18 protein-coding genes and 1 pseudogene are annotated in these 22,419 nt (G+C 62.8%); 6 read left to right on the top strand and 13 right to left on the bottom strand.

Features of this window, described 5'->3' with window-relative positions; genetic code table 11:
• Nucleotides 1–68: 68 nt before the first annotated feature.
• From V1288_RS23960 to hydA, 4 genes are read right to left on the bottom strand one after another with little or no spacing between them, the layout of a single operon-like run.
• Complete coding sequence (locus tag V1288_RS23960) at nt 69–1,505, bottom strand: NAD(P)/FAD-dependent oxidoreductase (protein ID WP_334359384.1); 1,437 nt, start codon at nt 1,503–1,505, stop codon at nt 69–71.
• Entirely contained in the window at nt 1,502–2,263 is a 762-nt protein-coding gene (locus V1288_RS23955) for an SDR family oxidoreductase (protein ID WP_334359383.1), read from the bottom strand. The genes V1288_RS23960 and V1288_RS23955 overlap by 4 nt, the downstream gene beginning before the upstream one ends.
• On the bottom strand, nt 2,260–3,243 hold the full coding sequence (locus tag V1288_RS23950) for an NAD-dependent epimerase/dehydratase family protein (RefSeq protein WP_334361388.1): 984 nt from the start codon (nt 3,241–3,243) through the stop codon (nt 2,260–2,262). The genes V1288_RS23955 and V1288_RS23950 overlap by 4 nt, the downstream gene beginning before the upstream one ends.
• A 28-nt stretch (nt 3,244–3,271) precedes the next feature.
• Nucleotides 3,272–4,741 carry a dihydropyrimidinase gene (gene hydA / locus V1288_RS23945; protein ID WP_334359382.1) on the bottom strand — a complete coding sequence of 490 codons (1,470 nt, stop codon included), beginning with the start codon at nt 4,739–4,741 and terminating at the stop codon, nt 3,272–3,274.
• Nucleotides 4,742–4,947: 206 nt separating this feature from the next.
• On the opposite strand from hydA, the gene V1288_RS23940 reads away from it, so the two are divergent.
• The gene (locus V1288_RS23940; protein ID WP_334359381.1) at nt 4,948–5,610 is read left to right on the top strand and encodes an aspartate/glutamate racemase family protein; all 663 of its coding nucleotides are present in this window, start codon (nt 4,948–4,950) and stop codon (nt 5,608–5,610) included.
• 56 nt (nt 5,611–5,666) lie between these two features.
• Here V1288_RS23940 and V1288_RS23935 read toward each other — a convergent pair whose 3' ends face one another.
• Entirely contained in the window at nt 5,667–6,599 is a 933-nt protein-coding gene (locus V1288_RS23935) for an N-carbamoyl-D-amino-acid hydrolase (RefSeq protein WP_334359380.1), read from the bottom strand.
• Between the two features lie 520 nt (nt 6,600–7,119).
• Between V1288_RS23935 and V1288_RS23930 the strand changes: the two genes are divergently transcribed.
• From V1288_RS23930 to upp, 3 genes are read left to right on the top strand one after another with little or no spacing between them, the layout of a single operon-like run.
• Nucleotides 7,120–8,370 (top strand): GTP cyclohydrolase II, encoded by a 1,251-nt coding sequence (locus V1288_RS23930; RefSeq protein WP_334359379.1) that lies wholly within the window; start codon nt 7,120–7,122, stop codon nt 8,368–8,370.
• Between the two features lie 14 nt (nt 8,371–8,384).
• Complete coding sequence (locus V1288_RS23925) at nt 8,385–9,629, top strand: URC4/urg3 family protein (protein ID WP_442893981.1); 1,245 nt, start codon at nt 8,385–8,387, stop codon at nt 9,627–9,629.
• Nucleotides 9,630–9,645: 16 nt separating this feature from the next.
• Nucleotides 9,646–10,275 (top strand): uracil phosphoribosyltransferase, encoded by a 630-nt coding sequence (upp, locus tag V1288_RS23920; protein ID WP_334359377.1) that lies wholly within the window; start codon nt 9,646–9,648, stop codon nt 10,273–10,275.
• A gap of 24 nt (nt 10,276–10,299) precedes the next feature.
• Here upp and V1288_RS23915 read toward each other — a convergent pair whose 3' ends face one another.
• The 8 genes and pseudogenes from V1288_RS23915 to V1288_RS23880 form a co-directional block, all read right to left on the bottom strand.
• The gene (locus V1288_RS23915; protein ID WP_334359376.1) at nt 10,300–11,298 is read right to left on the bottom strand and encodes an ABC transporter ATP-binding protein; all 999 of its coding nucleotides are present in this window, start codon (nt 11,296–11,298) and stop codon (nt 10,300–10,302) included.
• Nucleotides 11,295–12,284, bottom strand: coding sequence for an ABC transporter ATP-binding protein (locus tag V1288_RS23910; protein ID WP_334359375.1), 990 nt, complete (start codon nt 12,282–12,284; stop codon nt 11,295–11,297). Before V1288_RS23910 ends, V1288_RS23915 begins: the two co-directional genes overlap by 4 nt.
• A gap of 4 nt (nt 12,285–12,288) precedes the next feature.
• Nucleotides 12,289–13,212, bottom strand: a complete 924-nt coding sequence (locus V1288_RS23905) for an ABC transporter permease (protein WP_334359374.1) — start codon at nt 13,210–13,212, stop codon at nt 12,289–12,291.
• A complete protein-coding gene (locus tag V1288_RS23900) occupies nt 13,209–14,150 on the bottom strand; it encodes an ABC transporter permease (protein ID WP_334359373.1) in 942 nt (313 codons plus the stop codon). The genes V1288_RS23905 and V1288_RS23900 overlap by 4 nt, the downstream gene beginning before the upstream one ends.
• Before the next feature lie 17 nt (nt 14,151–14,167).
• On the bottom strand, nt 14,168–15,772 hold the full coding sequence (locus tag V1288_RS23895) for an ABC transporter substrate-binding protein (protein ID WP_334359372.1): 1,605 nt from the start codon (nt 15,770–15,772) through the stop codon (nt 14,168–14,170).
• 143 nt (nt 15,773–15,915) lie between these two features.
• Nucleotides 15,916–16,360, bottom strand: a pseudogene (locus tag V1288_RS23890) (amidohydrolase/deacetylase family metallohydrolase); the annotation flags it as partial.
• Nucleotides 16,361–16,487: 127 nt separating this feature from the next.
• Nucleotides 16,488–18,212: a methanol/ethanol family PQQ-dependent dehydrogenase gene (locus V1288_RS23885; RefSeq protein WP_334359371.1), complete on the bottom strand. Its 1,725-nt coding sequence runs from the start codon at nt 18,210–18,212 to the stop codon at nt 16,488–16,490.
• Nucleotides 18,213–18,285: 73 nt separating this feature from the next.
• On the bottom strand, nt 18,286–18,873 hold the full coding sequence (locus tag V1288_RS23880) for a QcrA and Rieske domain-containing protein (protein ID WP_334359370.1): 588 nt from the start codon (nt 18,871–18,873) through the stop codon (nt 18,286–18,288).
• A 724-nt stretch (nt 18,874–19,597) separates the two neighbouring features.
• On the opposite strand from V1288_RS23880, the gene V1288_RS23875 reads away from it, so the two are divergent.
• On the top strand, nt 19,598–20,050 hold the full coding sequence (locus tag V1288_RS23875; RefSeq protein ID WP_334361387.1) for a (2Fe-2S)-binding protein: 453 nt from the start codon (nt 19,598–19,600) through the stop codon (nt 20,048–20,050).
• Between the two features lie 2 nt (nt 20,051–20,052).
• The gene (locus V1288_RS23870; protein WP_334359369.1) at nt 20,053–22,371 is read left to right on the top strand and encodes a xanthine dehydrogenase family protein molybdopterin-binding subunit; all 2,319 of its coding nucleotides are present in this window, start codon (nt 20,053–20,055) and stop codon (nt 22,369–22,371) included.
• Nucleotides 22,372–22,419 lie beyond the last annotated feature (48 nt).

Raw genomic sequence — 22,419 nt, 5'->3', positions numbered from 1 at the left:
TGCCAGTCGGGCCCGCCGGAAACACAAGCATGGTATGAGCGAAGCTCCCCAGTGACATCGAAAACCGTTCATCGTTCCGCGCCCGTAGCCGGCGCTTGCCGCGTGACAACCGCCTGCGGCACGTCATATGCCTTGAACGAGGCCCAGTGCCGTTCGATGTCCGCGCGAAACAGGCCGCGTGTCAACCCATGCACGAGCTTCGGCACCGCCGTGGTCATCGCATTGATCGACGAGCCCGAAGCACCGAAGCTCATGGTGGAGGCGATTGCGAAGACATGAATGTCCGCGATCCACGGTGTTTCACCGGCGACGCGCTCCATCAGCGCATAGTCGTCGGCGAGATAGGGGAAGCGCCCGAGCCGCGGGCTTCGCTCGTCCGACGGTGGCTGGTAGCGGTCAGCCCAGGTCGCGATGTTGGCGGCGCAGTTTCGCAGCTCGGGCCGGCTTGCAAAATTCATGTCGATCCCCGTGCCACAAATCACGAAGTCGACTGCGAACACGCCCCGCGGCGTCTGCAATTCGACACCATGAGCCGTTTCCCTGGTGGCGTCGATCGGCGCGTCCTCCTGCAAATGAAAGTTGGCGTGGCTGGCGCAGCGATCGTAGGTCGCCTGCGGAAAGCCTTCCCGCATCTCCAGAACGGCGCGCATGAAGCGCCAGCGCCAGGCATCATCCAGATCGCAAAAATGGCGAAGGAAGCCACGGAAGGTAAGCCAACGATAGGGCTGTATCACCTGGATCTCCGCCCTGCGGCAAAACAGATGCACCTCCGCCGCACCAGCTTCCAGTGCCGTCGCAGCATTATCGAAGGCCGAAGCGCCGGCACCGATCACTGCAACCCGTTTGCCGCGCAAGGACGCAAAATCGATTGGATGCGCCGCATGCACGCAAAGCGACGACGGCAGATGGCGCAGCGGCTCCGGAGTGGTCCAGTCGCCCATGCCCTCCTGCCCCGTCGCCAGCACTATCTTGCGCGCAAAAACAGTGTCGACGCCATCGGCGGTCTGCACCTTGGCCGCGAGCAATCCACCGGCCGCGGGCGAGATCTCGATGACTTCGCACTCGTTTCGCACCGGCAGGTCCAGGACGTGCCTGAACCAGAGCAGATATTGCGCCCAAAGCTCGCGCGAAATCAGGTCGAGATTCCGCCAATCCTCCTCGCCGAAGCGCGCCTCGTGCCAGGACTGGTAGGTCAAGCTCGGAATATCAAGATCGGGCCCGGTGAAATGCTTCGGACTGCGCAGCGTATGCATGCGGGCATAGGTCAGCCACGGTCCTTCCCGTCCCTTCGCAGATTTGTCGAGCACGAGGGTGCTGCTCACTTGCGAGCGCGTCAGTCCAAACGCCGTCGCGAGGCCCGATTGCCCGGCGCCGACCACGAGCACGTCCAGTGCCGGTCTGTCGTCCGGCCCGAGCCTGGGCGTAAGCCACGCAGCATTTGGATGCGCGGTCTTGGCAAGATCGGCGCGAACCTGAGCTTCGAGAGCGATAAGGGCGCCGCTCATGCGGCAAGCCAACCGCCATCGACCACCATCACGGTGCCGGTCGTAAAGGACGACGCATCGCTGGCAAGATGCAGCGCGGCCTCGGCCACCTCTTCTGCTTTGCCAAACCGCTTCATCGCATGGCGGTTGCGCGATGCTTCACGCGCCGCTTCAGGGTCGGCGTGACGGGCAAAGCTGCGACGCAGCATCGGGGTGTCGATGGCGCCCGGCGCGATCGCATTGACGCGGATTCCATCCGTGGCGAAATCGACCGCCATCGTCCGGGTCAGGCCGATGATCGCCCCCTTTGCGGCGATACAGGCGCTGTTGCCCTTGCCGCCGGCGATCGCGAGTTGCGATGCCAGCGTGATGATCGAGCCGCTGCCCTGCCGCTGCATCTCCGGCACGGCCGCGCGCGACCAAAGCCAGGTGCCGCCGACATTGGTGCGGAACACCGCGTCCCAATCGGCTGGATCGGTGGTCAGCACCGTTCCGCCGCAGGAAATGCCGGCAGCAGCCATCAGCACATCGAGCCGCCCACGCCGCGCCATGACATCGCCCACGGTATCTTCTGCGAAATCGGCCTCGCCGACATCGCCGACATACAGCGAGGCTTGGCCGTTCGCGCCATCGATCGCCGCCAGCGTCTCCTGCAAGCCTGCGTAGTCGCGATCGACCAGCGCAGCGAGGGCGCCTTGTTTCGCGAAAAGCACCGCGCTGGCCCGGCCGATGCCGGAGCCGGCGCCGGTCACGATCGCAGTCCGCCCTGCCAGTCTCATGTCAGGTTTCCCACTCGATGCTCGGTCCACCAACGGTTCAGATCAGCGGCCGAGTCCGTGCAACCAAACCGCGCGCGCCAGCCGAACTCCTCTGCCAGCCGAGAGACCGAAAGCGGCGCCCGGTCGGCTGGACTATGCAGGTCGACCGTCGCCACCTCACCGGCATCCGTCAGCCGACAAACGAAGCCCGGCTGCAACGCGGCAAGCTCCTGACCCCATCGCAACGCCGACCATTCCACGCCGCTTGAAATGTTATAGAGCAGATGCTTCGGCCTCGCGGCCTCGATCAGTAATGTCACGGCTTCCGCGACATCCACCGCATAGATCCAATCCCTCACCCCCGGACGCGATAGAACAGCTTCGTACCCCTCCTGAATCGCGGCCAGAATCTGCACCTGCGGGCTTGGGGTGTCGCGCACATCGTTGCTCCGCTCCCAAGGCCCGAACACGGCGCTCAGCCGCACGCTGATGATCTCCTGTTGCCAGAGACCGGCCAGACGCGCAGCGACCTTCTCGGACGCGAATTTGGTGATGGCATATAGTGAGGCCGGATCGCAGGGAGTTTCTTCATCGAGCAGCACGCTCCGGAATGCGCTCGCGCCGTAGGCTGCCGCAGACGACAGATTGATGATGCGTCTAACGCCGCTGCTTCGGGCCGCGATCAGGATCGGCGTCTGAGCCAACAGGTTTACCCGCAAAATGGTCTCGGGATCGCTCGCCTCACGCTCGGGTCCGGCGGTGATCGCGGCCCCCAGAATGATGGCGTCATAGCCCGCGGCAATCGCCGCTTCCACGGCTCGACTATCCGTGACGTCGCCCTGGATGGCCGTCAGCCGATCCCGGTGAGAGGCAAAATCCCTCCTTGCGTCAGACGGCAGACCCGCGCGGTCGAACAATGTCACCGCATGACCGCGCGCCAGCAGTTCCGCAGCGATATTGAGTCCGACGAAACCGGTGCCGCCGAATACAAGGATTCTCATCGCTCGATCCGACATTGCGGCAAATGAATCACAGCAGGGTCGCGCCGAAATTCTGCTCGGGGTCCATGTCCGGCATCAGGCGCCCGGTCGGTTTCGCCGCCTCGCCTCCCGCGCGCGGCAGGAAGCGGCCCGAGCCTGGTTCGACCGAACGTTTTCCGTCCGCCACGATGACGCGCCCGCGCGACAGCACCGTGACCGGCCAGCCGCGCAGCTTGCGGCCGGCGAAGGGCGTATAGCCCGCCAGATCATGCATCATCGCGTCGCTCAGCGTGACCTCGCGCGCCGGGTCCCAGATCGCGATATCGGCATCGGCGCCAACCGCGATCGAGCCCTTGCGCGGATGCAGATTGTAGATCTTTGCCGGTGCGGTCGCGGTCAGTTCGACGAATTTTTCGAGGCCCAATCGGTCCTTCGAAACCATGGCGTCGAACAGCAGCGGCAAGCGGACTTCGAGGCCAGGCAGACCGTTCGCCACTTGCTTGAAATCGGGATTGGGGCCGGCGCGCAGCTTTCCCGTTTCGTCGAACCGGTACGGCGCGTGATCGGATGAAACGGTCTGGAGATCGCCGAGCGCAAGCGCCTGCCACAGCGCTTCCTGGTCGGCGGCGCGGCGCGGCGGCGGGCTGCACATCCATTTGGCGCCTTCCACGCCGGGCTTGTCGAGATCGTCGGCGGTGAGAAAGAGATATTGCGGGCAGGTTTCCGCGAACACTTTCAGCCCCTGCCCGCGCGCATCGCGGATCACCTTGGCGCCCTCCGCCGTCGATACGTGAAAGATCATGATCGGCTGATCGATCAGCGCCGCCATGCCAATCAACCGGTTGAAGGCTTCGGCCTCCGAGACGCGGGCATGGCTGATGGCGTGATATTTTGGACCGGTATAGCCCCGCGCCAGCAGCCGCTTCACCATCCAGGATATGATGCCGTGGTTCTCGGCGTGGGCGCAGAGCATCGCGCCGCCATTGCGAGCGGCAAGCAGAATGTCGAGCAGTGGTTCGTCGTCGATTTTCAGGCGATCATAGGTCATGAAGATCTTGATCGAGCCGTGACCCTGCTTGATTAACGCCGGCAGATCTTCCTCCAGTGTCTCCCTGGTCGGATCGGCTACAATCATGTGAAAGGCATAGTCGATCACGGCGCCCTTTTTCGCGAGCGCATGATACTCCTCCAGCACCTGCGGCAGTTTCATGCCGACGTGCTGGGCCGCAAACGGAATCACGGTGGTGGTGCCGCCGAAGGCTGCCGAGACGGTCGCACTCTCGAACGTATCGGCGTTCACTATGCCTGCAGCCGATAGCTGCTCGATATGGGCGTGGCTGTCGACACCGCCGGGCAGCACCAGCTTGCCCCGCGCGTCGATCTCCCGCCGCGCGCCCGGCAGCCCGCGGCCGATGGCTGCGATCGTCTCACCGGAAACGGCGACATCAGCCTCGAACACGTCGCTCACGGTCGCGACACGTCCGCCGCGAATGAGAAGGTCGTAGGCGGGCTCGGTCATGACAAACTCCCCAACTATTGAGTCCTGAATCCTAAGTCCTGAATTGATCGGACAAAAGCACAGATCGTGCCGTTACACTCCCTTGCGCTTTCGCAGCAGACAGTGGACCATGCATTACTGGATGGCATGGTCATTGCTTCCAATGTCGTCATGTTGCACATCGGTCTCGCAGTATCGACCGACGCGTTATCCCGCAGGAAAATACCATGTCCCGGCCGCGCATTCTCGTCATCAATCCCAATTCCAACCAGCTCGTAACACAGGGGCTGGAGCAGGCCTTGAAGCCGCTCGACTTTGAAAGCGGACCGGAGATCGTCTGCGAAACGCTGACCGAAGGCCCCTACGGGATCGAGAGCCAGGCCGACGTCGATGGTGTGGCGATGCCGCTGCGCCGCCTCGTCGAAGGCGACAACCATTCGGCTGCCTTCGTCATTGCCTGCTACAGCGATCCGGGCCTGCATGTCTGCCGCGAAGCCACCGACCGGCCCGTGTTCGGCATCGCCGAATGCGGCGTGCTGACGGCGCTCGCGCGCGCAGAAACCTTCGGGGTCATTGCGATCGCGCAGCGCTCGATTCGCCGCCATGTTCGTTATCTCAGGCAGATGGGCCTGATGGATCGCCTGACCAGGGAGCGGCCGCTCAACATGAGCGTGGCGGAGACGGCATCGGGCGAAGGAACGCTCGCAAAGATGATCGAGGTCGGGCGCGCGCTCAAGGATGAAGACGGATCCGGCGCCATCGTGATGGGCTGTGCCGGCATGGCGCGTCACCGCCTTCCGCTGGAGCAGGCGCTGGGGATTCCCGTGATCGATCCGACCCAGGCGGCGGTGACCATGGCGCTGGGCACGGTGCAGTTCTCCCTTCACTGACTTTGGTCGGATGGTTGGGCCGCTCCGTTGCGGGCGAGCAAGGAGATACCGGACATCTAATTCTCCGGAGGCGCCACCGCGCCGGTGCGGCTGGTGATCAGGCCGTAATGCTCGATGCGGCGGTGAAGCGCGAAATTGAAGATCGTGTTCTTACCGAAGATGGTGGCGTCAAGGTCGCAGGGGTGGACCAGCAGTTCGTCCTCCTCGGTCTTGGCCTCGATGACAATCTCGCCGTCCGGATCGACGATCAGGCTGCCGCCGATCAACGGGTGGCCATCCTCGACGCCGGCCTTCGCAACGCATACGACCCAGGTCGAGTTCTGGTAAGCGCCGGCTTGCGCGGAGAGCCGGTTGTGGAACAGCCGCTTCTCTGGCCCCTCCTCGCTCTTCTCGGCATTGACCGAGGGAGTGTTGTAGCCGATCAGCACCATCTCGACGCCCTGCAGGCCCATCACGCGATAGGTCTCCGGCCAACGCCGGTCGTTGCAGACCGCCATGCCGAAGATGCCACCGAGCGCACGCCAGACGTTGAAACCGAGATCGCCTGGCTCGAAGTAGCGCTTCTCCAGATGCTGGAACGCCCGTTTCGTGTCGAACTCCGAATGACCGGGCAGATGAACCTTGCGGTACTTGCCGACAATTTTCGCCGATTTGTCGGTGAGGATGCAGGTGTTGAAATGATGCCCATCCGGCGTCAGTTCGGCATAGCCAAAATTCATTGCGATCTTGTGGTGGGCGGCCCGCTCAAACAATGGCCTTGTCGCCGCATTCGGCATCTCGCGTTCGAACCATTTGTCGACCTTGGCCTGATCCTCCATGTACCAGCGCGGAAAGAACGTGGTGAGTGCGAGCTCCGGATAGACGATCAAATCGGCGCCTTTCGCCTTGGCTTCATCCATCAGCGCGATCATGCGCCTGACGACGGCTTCGCGACTGTCGGCTTTCTGGATCGGGCCCAACTGGGCGGCGGCAACATTGATGACGCGCATGGATAACTTTCTGGATGCTTCCATTTAAGGCGAGGCTTGCATGGAAATGAAGCAGTCTGCGGAGCTCGGAGTCCTGTCGGGCTCGATCGAAGTCAGCAGTTAAAGTTTTGGTTCACGCGAAGTCAATTCCGGAGACAGTCCGCGAGACGCACGTCAGTCCTGCGTTTCCGCGACCGCCAGTATTGACGCGGCGACGATCGCTCGCACAATGAAGCAACGAGCGATAGTGCGGCCCGCACAATCCGTACTCGACCGCGCGCTTCAAGCGCACGACGAATGGTCCCGCCTTTCGATCTCGTTTTCAGCGATGACCCGCGGGCGCCAGAACCGGCCGCGCAGCCCTCCGGGCTGGAAGGGTTAACGACGGACGTGGCCACCGGCCGCCTAGTTTAAATCGCCGTTGTATTCAGTCAAAATCTGATTATACTACTGTCTCAGCCGCAACCGCTGCTGAGCTTTTATTATTGGTGACCAGGCCCGTCTGTTTAGGCGGGCCGTCGCCGTTTCAGGGTTCGTGGCGATGACTCGTTCCAATCGGATTGATCATATTCGCATTACGTCGCACCCGGCACCGGGTGCCAAGCTTAAATTCCCGATCGCCTGGGGCGCAGCCAGCGCGCGCGAACGCGGACCGGTGATCGGCACAGTCTCTCGCCCGCAGGACCGCAACGTGATCGGCACCCATGGCGGCTCCTACTCAGTGTATCGCGCGCTTGCCGTCTCGTCCGGCGCCCTCGACCCGATCCGACGTCCGGATCTCACCAATACCCATCCTGCTGAAACCATCGGGCCGTTTCCGCAATGGACCGAGCCGCAGCGGATCGTCTCACTCGACCCATGGGGACATCTCGCTGCGGAAACCTTTGCGAGCGAGATCGCCGAGGGCATCGACATCCGCCCGAGTATTGCCATCACACGCGCCCGCCTCGATCTACCCGAACTGCAGGCAGCGATCGAGGCCGGACGGCTCAAGCAGGATGGCGAGGTCGTGCACAAGAATGGCAGCGTCTCCGTGGTCAAGATTGCGATCGACCCGGTCTGGTACCTGCCTGGCCTCGCGGAGCGCTTCGCCACCACCGAGAAAAACCTGCGCCGGCAACTGTTCGAGCAGACCGCAGGCATGTTTCCGGAACTGGTGACCCGGCCCGATCTGCACGTCTTTCTGCCGCCGATCGGCGGCACGACAGCCTATCTGTTCGGCGACGTTACCAAACTGCCGGACCACTCCACCAAGATAACCTGCCGCGTGCATGACGAATGCAACGGCTCCGACGTGTTTGGTTCTGATATCTGCACCTGCCGTCCCTACCTGATTCACGGTATCGAAGAATGCGCGAGCGCGGGCCAAAGCGGCGGGCTCGGCATCATCATCTACAATCGCAAGGAGGGCCGCGCGCTGGGCGAAGTGACAAAATTTCTCGTCTATAACGCCCGCAAGCGCCAGGAGGGCGGCGATGCCGCGGCCCAGTATTTCGAACGCACCGAATGCGTTGCCGGCGTGCAGGACGCCCGATTCCAGCAACTGATGCCGGACGTAGTGCATTGGCTCGGCCTGAGGCGGATCGACCGCTTCGTTTCGATGAGTGACATGAAGCATGATGCACTGACCGGTCAGGGTATCGAAATCGTCGAGCGCATACCGATTCCCGATGATCTCGTGCCGGCTGACGCGCATGTGGAAATCGCGGCGAAGAAGGCCGCGGGTTACTACACGCCCGAGCCGCTGCAAGACCTGGACAATCCGGTCGGCCGTCCGCTCGAAAAATATTGAGAGAGGCGGCGGCCTTGTCCCTTGCAAACCCAGAGACGTCAGCCGCTTTGACGTTGTTGAGCGCGAAGGCAGTCCGTGAGCGCGCGCATCGCATGCTAGCAATCGGGCTTGACGACAGACTTCCGAACTTCCGCATCGACGTCGATCGCATGGACAGCGCAATCGATCTGGTGCTGGAAACGACGCGCAAGGCCTATCCTTCGTTCGACGTGCCGTTTCATTCCCGCTGGCGACACTTCGTTACGAATGGGAACGATCGTTGGACTGCCACCGCCGACCAGACCGGCTGGCCCGATCGGGCGGCTCGCGCCCGGGCCGAATTCGATCTGGCCATTGTGAGCGTCTTCCTCGATGCCGGCGCCGGTCCATCGTGGCGCTACCGCGATCCACAAACCGGATCAGCCATCGGTCGTTCGGAAGGCTTGGGGCTAGCCAGCCTTGCCATGTTCGCAGGCGGCGCATTCTCGGCTAGCCCCCTTGAGCCCCTGCGGGTCGACGCTGGCGTGCTCGCAAGTTTCAGCGTTGCCGACCTCGAGCGTGGCATGCAGGTCTCGGACGTCAATCCGCTCGTGGGGATGGACGGCCGCGCCGACCTGTTGCGCCGCCTGGGCCGGCTGGTGGCCTCAGAACCGGAAATATTCGGCAGCCGCGATACGCCGCGGCCCGGCGGGCTGTTCGACCGGCTTGCGATGCTGGCAGAAGGTGGACAACTGCCTGCCCCAACGATTTTAACTGAACTGTTGCAGCAACTCGGGCCGATCTGGCCCTCGCGACTGACGCTGGGGGGCATCGCGCTCGGCGATTGCTGGCAGCATCCGGCGTTGACGACCGCTGATGCCACCAGCGGCCTGGTACCGCTGCACAAGCTCTCGCAATGGCTGGCCTATTCTCTGATCGAACCGCTACAGACGTCCGGCATCAGCGTGACCGATATCGATGGCCTCACCGGCCTTGCGGAATATCGCAACGGCGGGCTGTTCGTCGATACCGGCGTGCTCGCATTTCGCGATGCAGAAGCGGCGCAACGAGAACACGAGATATCGTCACCACTTGTCGTGGAATGGCGTGCGCTGACGGTGGCGCTGCTCGACCGCGTCGCTGACGGTCTGCGGCAACGGCTAGGACGCGATGCGACGTCAATGCCGCTGGCGAAGATTCTCGAGGGCGGCACCTGGGCTGCGGGCCGACGGCTGGCACGCGAACGCCGCGCCGACGCGTCGCCTCCGGTGAAAGTCATCAGCGACGGCACGGTTTTCTAGATCCGAGGTCAGAGACATGGACGGCGTTACGATCGTTAATCACCCGCTGGTGCAGCACAAGCTGACGTTGCTGCGGAAGAAAGACATATCAACCAAGTCGTTTCGCGAACTCCTCAAGGAGATCGGGACGCTGCTTTGTTACGAGGTCACCCGCGATCTGCCGCTGGCCGATGTCGAAATTGAAACGCCGCTGGCGCAGATGAAGTCGCCGCAGATCGCGGGCAAGAAGCTGGTATTCGCACCGGTGCTGCGTGCCGGCGTGACCTTTGCAGAAGGCATGCTCGATCTGGTGCCGACCGCGCGGATCGCGCATATCGGCCTTTACCGCGAACCGGAAACCTTCACGGCGGTCGAATATTTCTTCAAGGCGCCGAGCGATCTGCACGAGCGGCTGGTGATCGTGATTTCACCGGTGCTGGCAACGGCGAACTCCGCCGTCGCCGCGGTCGACCGGCTGAAAGAGCGTGGCGCGAACGACATTCGACTGGTCTGCCTGATCGGCGCGCCGGAAGGCGTTGAGCGCATGCGCGGCATTCACCCGGACGTTCCGATCTGGCTCGCGGCGATCGACCAGGGGCTGGATGGCAACGCCTTCATCGTGCCGGGTCTCGGCGACGCCGGCGACCGTGCCTATGGCACGAAGTAGGTTGGCGGGCGTCGCAGCACGAAATCAGTGAGCGGGTCCCGGCGCTTCCGGCAGCGCTTTGAGATGACACGCCACCCATTGCCCGCCTTCGGTTGACCGAAGCTCCGGCTCTTCCGTCCGGCAGCGATCGAACACGTATGGACACCTGGTGTGGAAGCGGCAACCGCTGGGCGGATTGATCGGGCTCGGCACATCGCCCGTCAGGATGATCGGGTTGCGAATGGCCCCCGGCTCCGGCACCGGCACTGCCGACAACAGAGCCTTGGTGTAGGGATGTCTCGGCGCGGTGAATATCTGTTGCCTTGGCGCCATCTCGACGATCTTGCCGAGATACATGACAGCAACACGGTGCGTCATGTGCTCGACGATCGCCAGATCGTGGCTGATGAAGAGTAGCGCAAGGCCGAACTCCCGCTGCAGATCCTGAAGCAGGTTGACGATTTGCGCCTTGACGGAGACGTCGAGCGCTGAGACCGCCTCGTCGCAGACGATCAGTTCGGGTTCCGCGGCGAGCGCCCGGGCGATGCCGATGCGCTGGCGCTGGCCGCCCGAGAATTCATGAGGCCGACGGCCCAGCGCGTCGCGCGGCAGGCGCACGGTATCCATCAGCGCCGCAACCTTCGCCTCGAGCTCGGCAGAAGATTTGGCGAGGCCGAAATTGCGGATTGGCTCGGCCAGGATATCGCGCACGCGCATGCGCGGGTTGAGGCTGGAGAACGGATCTTGGAACACCACCTGCACGCGGCGGCGCATGCTGCGCAACCCGCCAGGTGAAAGGCCGTCGATACGCTGGCCATCCAGCACCACCTGGCCGGATGTGATGTCGAACAGCCGCAGGATGGCCCGGCCGACCGTCGACTTGCCGCAGCCGGACTCGCCGACAAGAGACAAGGTTTCACCGCGCTCGACCTCAAAGGACACGCCATCCACGGCGTAGACCCAGTTGGACTTGCGGCTGAACAGGCCGCCGCGAACCGGAAAATGCTTCTTGAGGTCGTTGACCTGGAGCAGTGGGGCGCTCATGCCGCGGCAGCCTCCTTGCGCGCGTAATGGCAGGCGGCGATGTGGCGGGGTCCCTTCTCTTCGAGACCTGGGGCGGCCTGCCGGCAGAGATCGGTCGCCAGCGAACAACGTCCGGCGAAGACGCAACCCTCGATCCGCCCCTTGAGGCTGGGTACCTGGCCGGGGATCTCGGCAAGGCGCCGGGCTGCGCCAGTGAGCGAAGAGCCGAGCTTGGGCACCGCACCGAGCAGGCCCTGCGTATAGGGGTGACGGGGCGAGCGGAACAGCTCGGCCACCGGCGCCTCTTCAACCTTGCGGCCGGCATACATGACCATAACGCGCTCGGCGATTTCGGCGACTACGCCCAGATCATGGGTGATCAGCACGATCGCAGCGCCGACACGGCGCTTGAGGTCCAGCATCAACTGCAGGATCTGCGCCTGGATGGTGACATCCAACGCCGTGGTCGGCTCGTCGGCGATCAGGAGCTTTGGATTGCAGGCGAGCGCCATGGCGATCATCACGCGCTGCCGCATACCGCCGGAGAGCTGATGCGGATATTCGCGTACGCGCCGCGCCGGCTCCGGGATTCCGACCAGTGTCAGCATGTCGATGGCGCGCGCCTCGGCAGCCCGCTTGTCGAGCCCCTGGTGCATCCGCAGCGTCTCGCCGATCTGTCGACCGACGGTCAGCACTGGATTGAGGCTGGTCATCGGCTCCTGGAAGATCATCGAAATGTCGTTGCCGCGAATAGCGCGCATCTCGCGTTCGGAGAGTTGCAGCAGATCCTTGCCCTGGAAGCGGATAGAACCCGCGATCCTGCCCGGGGGCTCGGCGATCAGCCGCATCAGCGACATCGAGGTGACCGATTTGCCGCAGCCGGATTCGCCGACGATGGCCAGCGTCTCGCCTTCGTCGACATGAAAGGACACGCCGTCAACGGCCCGGTTAATGCCCTCGGGGGTACGGAAATGAGTCTGCAGATTTTCGACTTCGAGCAACGCCATCGGATCAGAGACTCTTGGCCATTCGCGGATCGAGCGCATCGCGCAGGCCGTCGCCGAGCAGGTTGACGGCGAGCACGGTGACGGACAGAAACGCGGCGGGAAAAAACACGATGTAGGGCTTGACCTGCCACAGCGCCCTGCCCTCGGCCATGATGTTGCCCCAGGACGGAATGGTGGGCGGCGTGCCGGCGCCGATGAAGGAGAGGATCGACTCCACGATCATGGCGCTGGCGCAGATATAGGTTGCCTGGACCAGCATCGGCGCCAGCGTGTTGGGCAGGATGTGGCGCAGGATGACCATCGGCGTTCGCGTGCCGGAGGCCGTGGCAGCGTCCACATAGGGCTGCTCGCGCAGCGACAGCACGACACTGCGCACCAGCCGCGAGACGCGCGGGACTTCGGCAATCGTGATGGCCAGGATGACGTTGCCAACGCTCGCGCGTGTCAGTGCCATCAGCGCGACGGCGAGCAGGATCGGCGGGATCGACATCAGCCCGTCCATGAACCGCATCAGGATGCCGTCCGCCCATCGCACGAAACCCGAGACGAGGCCGATGGCAAGACCGGCGAGCGAGGCCAGTATCGCGACCGACAAGCCAACGGTGAGCGAGACCCGTGCCCCGTAGAGCACGCGCGAATAGATGTCGCGGCCCAGCAGATCGGTGCCGAACCAAAAATCCGCAGACGGCAACCGCGTACGCTTGGCGGGCGCGAGCGCGGTCGGGTCGACGGTTCCGAGCCAGGGCGCGAAGATCCCGACCAGGACGAGGCCGAGCAGCAAGGCGCCGCCGATCACAACCGTCGGATGATTGCGCAGGAAGCCGAACAACCCGCGCCGGATCGCTACCGGCAGCAGCAGGTCCGGCAGTTGCGGCGCAATGACGAGGCCCGGCGGTACCGGTGCCGTGCTTGTGGTGGAGATGCTCAATAGCGGATCCTCGGATCGACCAGGGTGTAGGTGACGTCGACCATGAGGTTGACGAGCACATAGAGGAAGCTGAACAGCAGGACGATGCCCTGAATGACCGGGTAATCGCGGCGCAGGATCGCGTCGATCGTCAACCGGCCGAGGCCGGGGATGGCGAACACGCTTTCGGTCACCACCGCGCCACCGATCAGTAGCGCAATGCCGATACCAATCACCGTCACGATCGGAACGGCTGCGTTTTTCAGCGCGTGAACGAACAGGATGTTGTGCTGCCCGAGGCCTTTGGCGCGGGCGGTGCGGACATAGTCCTGCTGCAGCACCTCGAGCATGGAGGCGCGGGTAATGCGCGCGATCAACGCGATGTAGACGGAGCCGAGGGCAAGTGCGGGCAGGATCAGGTTCTGCAGCCATGGCCAGAAGCCCGCGGTCAACGGCGTGTACCCCTGAACGGGAAGCCATTCGAACTGCAGCGCGAACACGTAGGCAAGCACGTATCCGACAACAAAGACCGGAAGCGAGAAGGCGAACACCGCGAACGCCATGATGGTGCGATCCACCCAGCTTCCTGCCTTCCACGCCGCCGCCACGCCGACCGGTACCGCGACAAGGATGGTCAGGACGAGCGTAATCGCCATCAGCGAGAACGTCGGCTCGATGCGCTGCGCGATCATCGAGGCGACCGGCAGGTTGGTGAAGATCGAGGTACCGAGATCGCCATGCAGGATGTGCCAGAGCCAGGTCCCGAACTGGACCAGAAACGGCCGGTCAAGACCGAGGCCCTGGCGTATACGCTCAACGTCGGCGGGACTCGCCTGATCGCCCGCAATCACCGCCGCCGGATCGCCCGGCGCGATGTAGAGCAGACTGAAGACGAACAGCGCGACGATCCCCATCACGGGCAAGGTCGAGAGAACGCGCCGGAGGATATACGAGACCATGTGGGTTTACTGCGCCGTCATGCGGTCTTCGATACGCCCCAGAAGAACGGCAGCGGCCCCTTCGCGATACCGGAGACGTTCTTGCGCCACGCCGTGTAGCTGAGGAAAAAGCCGGTCGGTGCGTAGACAACATCCTCCATTGCCGCTTTGTTGAGGCGCTTGACCGCAGCCTTCTCCTCATCGCGATTTTTGGCGTCGAACCATGCCGTGACTTCCTTTTCCACGGCCTCGCTCGTGGGCCAGCCAAACCACGCCTTGTCGCCATTGGCGCGAATGGCGTTATAGGCGGCGGGACTGATGCAGTCCGCGCCGGCGTGCCAGGTGTGAAACATCCCCCAGCCGCCCTGGCCCGGCGGCGTTTTCTGCGCGCGGCGGGAGCCTACCGTGCCCCAATCGGTTGCAACGAAGTCGACATTCATTCCGATTTGCTTCAACAGATCCGCGGTGACATCGCCCTGCGCTTTGGTGATCGGTTGATCCTGCGCCACAACGCAGGTGACCGGCTGGCCTGAATAGCCGCTCTCGGCCAGCAACTTCTTGGCCATTGCGAGATCGCGCTTACCCTTCAGGATCTCGCCACCTTCCTCCGTGTAAAGCGGCGTATCCGGCGTAAAGAACCCCGGCAATGGCTTCCAGAGCGCGGTATCGTCACCGACCAGCGCGCGCATGTAGTCTTCCTGGCTCAGCGCAGCTAGCACGGCACGCCGCACCTTCACATCGTTGAAGGGCGGATGCAGATGGTTCATCCGGAATGAGCCGATGTTGCCGAGCGGATCGGCGATGTCGACGTTGATGTTGCGGTTCTTCTTGAGCGATGGCACGAGATCGGTGATGGGACTCTCCCACCAATCGACCTCGCCATTCTGAAGTGCTGCCGCCGCCGTGGCAGGATCCGGGATCACTACCCATTCGATGCGATCAATCAGCATCTGCTTGCCACCGGCGAGCCAGGATGCCTTCTCCTGCCGTGGCGTGTAATCAGCGAACTTCTCGAACACCGCCTTGGCGCCGGGCACCCATTCGCCCTTCGCGAACTTCATCGGGCCGGAGCCGACATATTCGGGGATCTGCTTGAACGGGTCGGTCTGGGCGATGCGCTCCGGCATGATGAACGCGCAGGGCGTGCTGTTCTTGCCCAATGCCAACAGCATCTTCGGGTATGGCGCCTTCAGCGCCCATTTGAAGGTCCTGTCGTCGACGGCGGTCAACTCGTTCTGGATCGCCTTGAGCATCAGTCCCATCGGATCGCGCGCCGACCAGCGCGCGAGACTCGCCACCACATCCTTGCTCAGCACCGGCGCGCCGTCGTGGAACTTCAGCCCCGGCCGAAGCCGAAAGGTCCAGACCAGACCGTCATCGGATACCTCCTCGGACTCGACCATCTGGCGCTGCGGCTGCAGTGTGGCGTCGAGGCCGTAGAGGGTGTCCCACACCAGCGCCGCGGCGTTGCGCACGACATACTGGGTCCCCCAGATCGGATCGAAATTCGCGAGGTTGGCCTGCGGCACAAACCGCAGCGTGCGCGCGGCGGCGCCTTGGGAAAGCGCCGGCATCGAAAGGCCGCTCATCGCCGCCAGGCTGCCTACCCCCGCCAATCCCTTCAGCACAGTCCTGCGATCCATGGAGCTCTCCCAGTCTCGAGTTGTCATGGCGGTTCCGGCCCATTCATTGGCCGAAGGTTCGATGCCGCATCAGGTGAAACGGGCCAGTCAAACCGATGCCAGTCAGTCTCTTTTTGCCTGCAAGCGGTATGCCAGCACGGCCACTTGCGCCCGACCTCAAGCGCGATGTCGAGTGGCACGATCCCCGAGGTGCCCGAAGCGTGGAGTCCGACCCGCACCTTGATGTCGACGATGAGGTCGCGGTTGGCCTCTGCAACGGCGACGGCATCGACCGGATTCATCAGGCGCATCTCCTCGCTCTCGCCGACCACAACCCGATGCGAGAAGCCGTAGATCCCGGCGTGGGGGACGTGCAGATAGGCAAGAATGCCGACCTGGCTAGGCTCGATGACGTGCTTGCGGAAGCCGGCGAAATTGCCGGGGTCGGCGCTGCCCGTGTCGACCGCCGTGGTGACGCCGGAGGTGCGGCAGAACTCCTCGGCGCCGATGCCGAGCGAAGTGCCGCCCCAATAGACATGGGTGTGCAGATCGATCAGGCCGGGGATAACGATATACATCGGTTCCGTGATCGGCTTTGAGCTCGCTTCCCAGTCCCTCGAAACGTCTTGAAGACTGATCTGCTCCGGCGATCAGACCAAATCATAGTCCGAACGCGTTGCCTATCGGCGCCTGGCCACCGCGTAACAGCCAAGCGCCGGATCCTGCCTTTTTGCAGTCACTTCTTGACGGCGAACACCCAAACGACGCCGCCCTGCGGCACGTTATTCTCCAGGCCGGGGACCTTGCCCACCAGAGCGTCCTGGATGCGCTGCGCGTCGACGCCCCAGCCCGACTGCACGGCGATATACTGCGTGCCGTCGACCTCGTAGGCGATCGGCATGCCCATGATGCCGGAGTTGGTCTTTTGCTCCCAAAGCAGTTCGCCGGTCTTGGCATGGAAGGCGCGGAACATCCGGTCATTGGTGCCGCCAACAAGGACGAGGTCGCCTGCAGTAGTCGTCACCGAACCGAACAGATGTGACTTGGGAAAAGTATGTGACCAGGTCTTTTTGCCCGTGGCCGGATCCCACGCCTGCAGTTCGCCAAAGTGAGTGGCGCCGGGACGGGGCGTCAAGCCGATATCCTCGGGCTTGGTCCCGAGCCAAAGCTGGCCGGCAACCAACGGCACCTTCTCGCCGGTGAAGCCGCCACAGAAATTCTCGTTGGCCGGAACGTAGACCAATCCGGTTTTCTGGCTATACGCAGCCGACGGCCAATCCTTGCCGCCCCACAATGACGGGCAGAATTCAACCCGCTTGCCAATAACCGGCTTGCGAGCCGGGTCGACAATCGGCTTGCCACTCTCGGGCTCAATGCCTTTCCAGACGTCGGTATGAACAAAAGGCCAGCCGGCCACATATTTGATGCTGTCCGGCTTGCGCTCCAGTATCCAGAAAATCGCGTTGCGTCCCGGATGGATAAGACTCTTGATTGTGCGGCCATCCCTTTGCAGGTCGACCAGCATTGGTGCGTCCACCTCGTCCCAATCCCAGGAATCGTTTTGATGGTACTGGAAGTAGGTTTTCATCTTGCCGCTATCGGGATCGAGCGCGAGCACTGAACTTGTGTAAAGATTGTCGCCGGGGTGAGTGTCGCCCGGCCAAGGTGCGGCGTTGCCGGTACCCCAATAGACTGTCTTGGTGTCCGGATCGTAGGTGCCTGTCATCCAGGCAGATCCGCCACCCGATTTCCAGTCGTCGCCTTTCCAGGTTTCACTACCTGGCTCACCCGTGCCGGGAATAGTGAAGGTCCGCCACAGTTCTTTGCCCGTGTTGGCATCATAGGCAACGACATAACCGCGCACGCCCAATTCGCCGCCGGAACCACCGACGATCACCTTGCCGTCGACGACCAACGGCATCAGCGTCAGGTACTGCCCCTTCTTGTAGTCCTGAACCTTGGTATCCCAGACCACCTTGCCGGTCTTGGCATCGAGCGCTACCAGATGGTCGTCCGTCGTGGCGAGGTACAGCTTATCCTGCCACAATCCCACGCCGCGGTTGGTCGGGTGCAATTGAAAGAGGTCGTCGGGGAGCTGGCGTTTGTATCGCCAGTACTCGTCGCCGGTCTTGGCGTTGAGCGCGATCACCTGCCCCATCGGCGTTGCGACGAACATCACGCCATTGTTGATGATCGGTGGCGCCTCGTGTCCCTCGACCACACCGGTCGAGAACGTCCACACCGGCGTCAGGTTTTTCACGTTCGAGGTGTTGATCTGGTCGAGCGGACTGTATCCCTGGCCGTCATAGGTCCGGCGATAGTGCATCCAGTTGCCGGGTTCGGGATTCTTGAGTCGATCAGCCGTCACCAAGCTATAGTTCTCGATCGGACCGGCGGCAGCGATCGAAACGAGGCATGTAGACGCGAGCAGACCTGACAAAAGCCATTGCTTCAAGGCCATAACGAAACCTCCCCTTTGTTTTCATCTCACGAATTCTGTTTTTTCATTGTCGTGGATCAACGGTGGCCCGCCGTCACCTGGCCTGCTGCGCACCTACCTTTCCAACAAATGTTGCAGCCACCGTAAGTGGACCGTCTTCTGCCGCCAACGGAAGCGCCGGCAGACGCCGTGGCGCCGGCCCAAAGATAACTTGCGCGCCTTGCCTCGGGTCATATTCCGAATTATGGCAAACGCACTTGAACACGTCCTTGTCGCCGCCTGCCGCCTTCACCCATGCCGTGATCGGACAGCCCGTGTGGACGCAGATTGCCGAATAGGCGACGACGCCGCCGGCGGCGCGCGAGCGCGTTTCTTCATCGAACTCGGCCGGATCCAGTTTTACGACGAGCACCTCGTTCAGGCGCGAGCCGTTGCGGACAACCGATGTCTTGGGATCCTTTGGCCAGGCCCGCACCGGCGGTCCACCGGCTTTCAGATCCTGCGGCTTGATCACCTCGCCCGCGTGGTCCCCTTCGGCGAAAACCAGAACGTCGGCTTTCTGGGGCCGCTCGTTGCTGCCCGGCGAATCTTCCTCGGCAATGGAGAACCCGGGCGACGCGAGGCAAGCCCCGGTGGCGAGAGCCGTCAGGATGAGCGCGCGCCGTGTCGGATCCTGACACATCGCAGTCGCGAGTTCCGCGTCTGTGCTTGTGATCGATGTTGTGGGCTGATCGGATTTGCACATCACGCAAACTGATGGAGGGAGTCGGTCAAAAGAAAGGCGACGAACAAATTTGTCTTTTGCGCAATGCCCCTTCCAGTTGCATCAGCGATTCCAGGAAAAGCCAGCAACAACGGGTGTCCATTGCATTTCACGCGATCGTAACTGCCGATGAGCGCATCATGCATATTTCGCAGAACAGCTCAGCCTTCTGCGGTGTGCGATGCGTCATCGCGCGTGCAGTCAAGATCGAGAATTATAGGAGTCGTCGCGAAGCGTTCGGCGCCGATGTCCGTGGCGTGCAAATGGTGAAAGACTGTGCAGCGCCGGGCGACATGGAAGAAACGATCCCGCATCTTGTCATGACAACGACGTTCAAGTTTGACGATAATTTGTTTTGCTGTGTCGCTGCGTCAGCGTTACTGACCAAATGCACTTCTTTGCCAATGCCGCGCTTTCGCCAAACATGCGGACGCAAATGGAGGATGCCTTGTGGCGGCGATCTGCAGGGGGCGGCCTTACTGAAACAACAGCAAATAATAATGATCAGGAGGATGGCTTAAAGAAATCCCAGCCAGATGAGACAGCGAGGAATTTCGAAGCGGCGACGCTGGGCGGTCAGCAGGAGTGTTATCGCCTCACGTCGGAGCAACCATCAGCAGCTTACGAAGAGCGAGGATCGATCATGATTACTTTGAAGATTAACGGCCAGCAAAAGAACTGGGACGGCGATCCCGATCTTCCACTACTTTGGTTCCTCCGCGACGAAATCGGGTTGACGGGCACGAAATATGGCTGCGGCCAGGCGCTTTGCGGCGCCTGCACCGTGATCGTCGACAAGCAGGCGATACGCGCCTGCATCACCTCGGTTTCCGACGTGGTCGATCGGGAGGTCACGACGATCGAAGGTCTTCATCCGACGGGCGATCACGCGGTTCAGAAGGCCTGGCGCCAGCTCAATGTCCCGCAATGCGGCTTTTGCCAGGTCGGACAGATCATGCAGGCGGCCGCGCTGCTGATCGAGAATCCGAAACCCACGCACGATCAGATACGCGAGGCGATGGCGGGCAATATCTGCCGCTGCGGCTGTTATCAGCGCATCGAAAATGCGGTTCACCTTGCTTCGACAGGGGTATGATCATGAACATTCTCACCAACCCCAAGAAGCTCCGCGGCTTTGAGCGATACGTCAAAGTCGACAACGTTTCACGCCGCAGCATCCTGAAGGGCCTCGGGCTGGCCGGCGGCTTCGTTTTGGCCGCCCCCGTGATGTCACGCCCCGGCTTTGCCGCGTACCAGACCGGCGCCGACAAGATGCCGCACGGTACCGTGGTGGACCCCCGCGTGTTCGTCGCGATCGCACCGGACGGCATTGTCACGATCGTCGCACACCGCGCCGAGATGGGAACCGGCGTCCGTACCAGCCTGCCGATGATCGTGGCCGAAGAGATGGAGGCCGACTGGTCGCGCGTTCGCGTCCAGCAGGCGCATGGCGACGAGGTCAAATTCGGCAACCAGGATACCGACGGCTCGCGCAGCACGCGTCACTACCTGATGCCGATGCGTCAGATCGGCGCTTCGGCCCGCACGATGCTCGAAGCCGCAGCGGCGAAACGCTGGGGTGTGCCGGCGACCGAAGTGAAGGCAGTCAATCACGAGGTCGTACACAGTGCGAGCGGGCACCGCATTGGCTTTGGCGATCTGGCAGCCGATGCCGCCAAGGAGGCGGTACCGAGTGTCGAAGGCGTGAAGCTGAAAGACCCAAAGGATTTCCGCTATCTGGGCAAAGGCCAGATCAGCATGGTCGATCTCCGCGACATCACGACAGGCACCGCGCGTTACGGCGCCGACGTCCGCCTGCCCGGCATGAAATATGCCGTCATTGCCCGGCCGCCCGTGACCGGGGGCAAGGTCGTGTCGTTTGACGGGGCGGAGGCGATGAAAGTCTCCGGCGTCGAGAAGGTTCTGGAAGTCAAGGGCTGGCCGTGGCCTTCAAAATTCCAGCCGCTCGGCGGCGTCGCAGTGATCGCGCGCAACACCGGCGCTGCGATCAAGGGCCGCGACGCGCTGAAGATCACGTGGGATGACGGTGCTAATGCCAAATATGACTCAGTCGCCTACCGGGCCGAACTGGAGGCGACCGCACGGAAGCCCGGCTTGGTGGTGCGCAAGGAGGGCGACGTGGAAGCCGCTTTGAAGGGCGCCGACAAGGTGATCGTGGGTGAGTATTATCTCCCGCATCTCGCCCATGTCGCCATGGAGCCGCCGGCTGCCGTCGCGGACGTCAAGGGCGACAAGGCTGATATCTGGGGGCCGGTGCAAAGCGCGGGCGGAACGCGCGAGGACGTCGCCAAAACGCTTGGCATTCCCCAGGAGAATGTCACCGTCAACGTCACCCTGCTCGGCGGCGGCTTCGGGCGCAAGTCGAAGTGCGATTTCGCCATCGAAGCGGCGCTGCTCTCCAGGGAACTCGGCGCCCCCGTAAAGGTGCAATGGACGCGGGAAGACGACGTTCGCAACGGCTTCCTGCATACCGTCTCGGTGGAACGCATCGAGGCTGGCCTCGACAAGAACGGCAAGGTGACGGCCTGGCGCCATCGCAGCGTCGCGCCGAGCATCGCCTCGACATTTGCCGCCAATACGGTGCACCAGGCGCCGTTTGAACTCGGCATGGGGCTTGTCGACATGCCTTTCGAGATCGCCAACGTCCAGTGCGAGAATCCGGAAGCGGCCGCGCATACCCGCATCGGCTGGTTCCGCTCGGTGTCGAACATCCCGCGCGCCTTCGCGGTGCAGTCGATGGTCGCTGAAATCGCCCATGCCACCAAACGCGATCAAAAGGATATGCTGCTGGAGCTGATCGGCTCGCCCCGGATCGTCAAGCTCGATTCGGTGAAGGACCTCTGGAACTATGGCGAGCCCTATGACAGCTACCCGATCGATACCGCGCGTCTTCGCAAGGTCGTCGAGCTGGTCGCGGACAAGGGCGGCTGGGGACGGTCCGTCCCCAAGGGACACGGGCTGGGCATTGCCGCGCATCGCAGCTTCGTCAGCTATATCGCGACGATCGTCGAGGTCGCCGTTGACGACAAGGGCAAGCTCACCGTGCCGCGGGTCGATACCGCCATCGATTGCGGAACCTACGTCAATCCGGAGCGGATCCAGTCCCAGATCGAGGGTACCGCGATCATGGGCCTGAGCCTCGCCAAGCATGGCGCGATCACCTTCAAGGACGGCAAGGTGCAGCAGGGTAATTACGACGACTTCCCGGTGATCCGGATCGACGAGTCCCCGGCTGTCACGAACGTCTACATCGTACCTGCCGGCCCCGACACGCCGCCGAGCGGTGTCGGCGAGCCGGGCGTGCCGCCCTTTGCGCCGGCGCTGATCAACGCGATCTTCGCCGCGACCGGCAAGCGCATCCGCGCACTGCCGATCGGCAAGCAATTGGAGGCATAAGGGAACGTTAGACTGAACGGACCGTTCTCGTTGATCTGAGAGGAGTTC

The sequence above is a fragment of the Bradyrhizobium sp. AZCC 2176 genome (assembly GCF_036924645.1).
Classification (GTDB): domain Bacteria; phylum Pseudomonadota; class Alphaproteobacteria; order Rhizobiales; family Xanthobacteraceae; genus Bradyrhizobium.
This window is presented reverse-complemented; position numbering and strand designations above follow the sequence as displayed.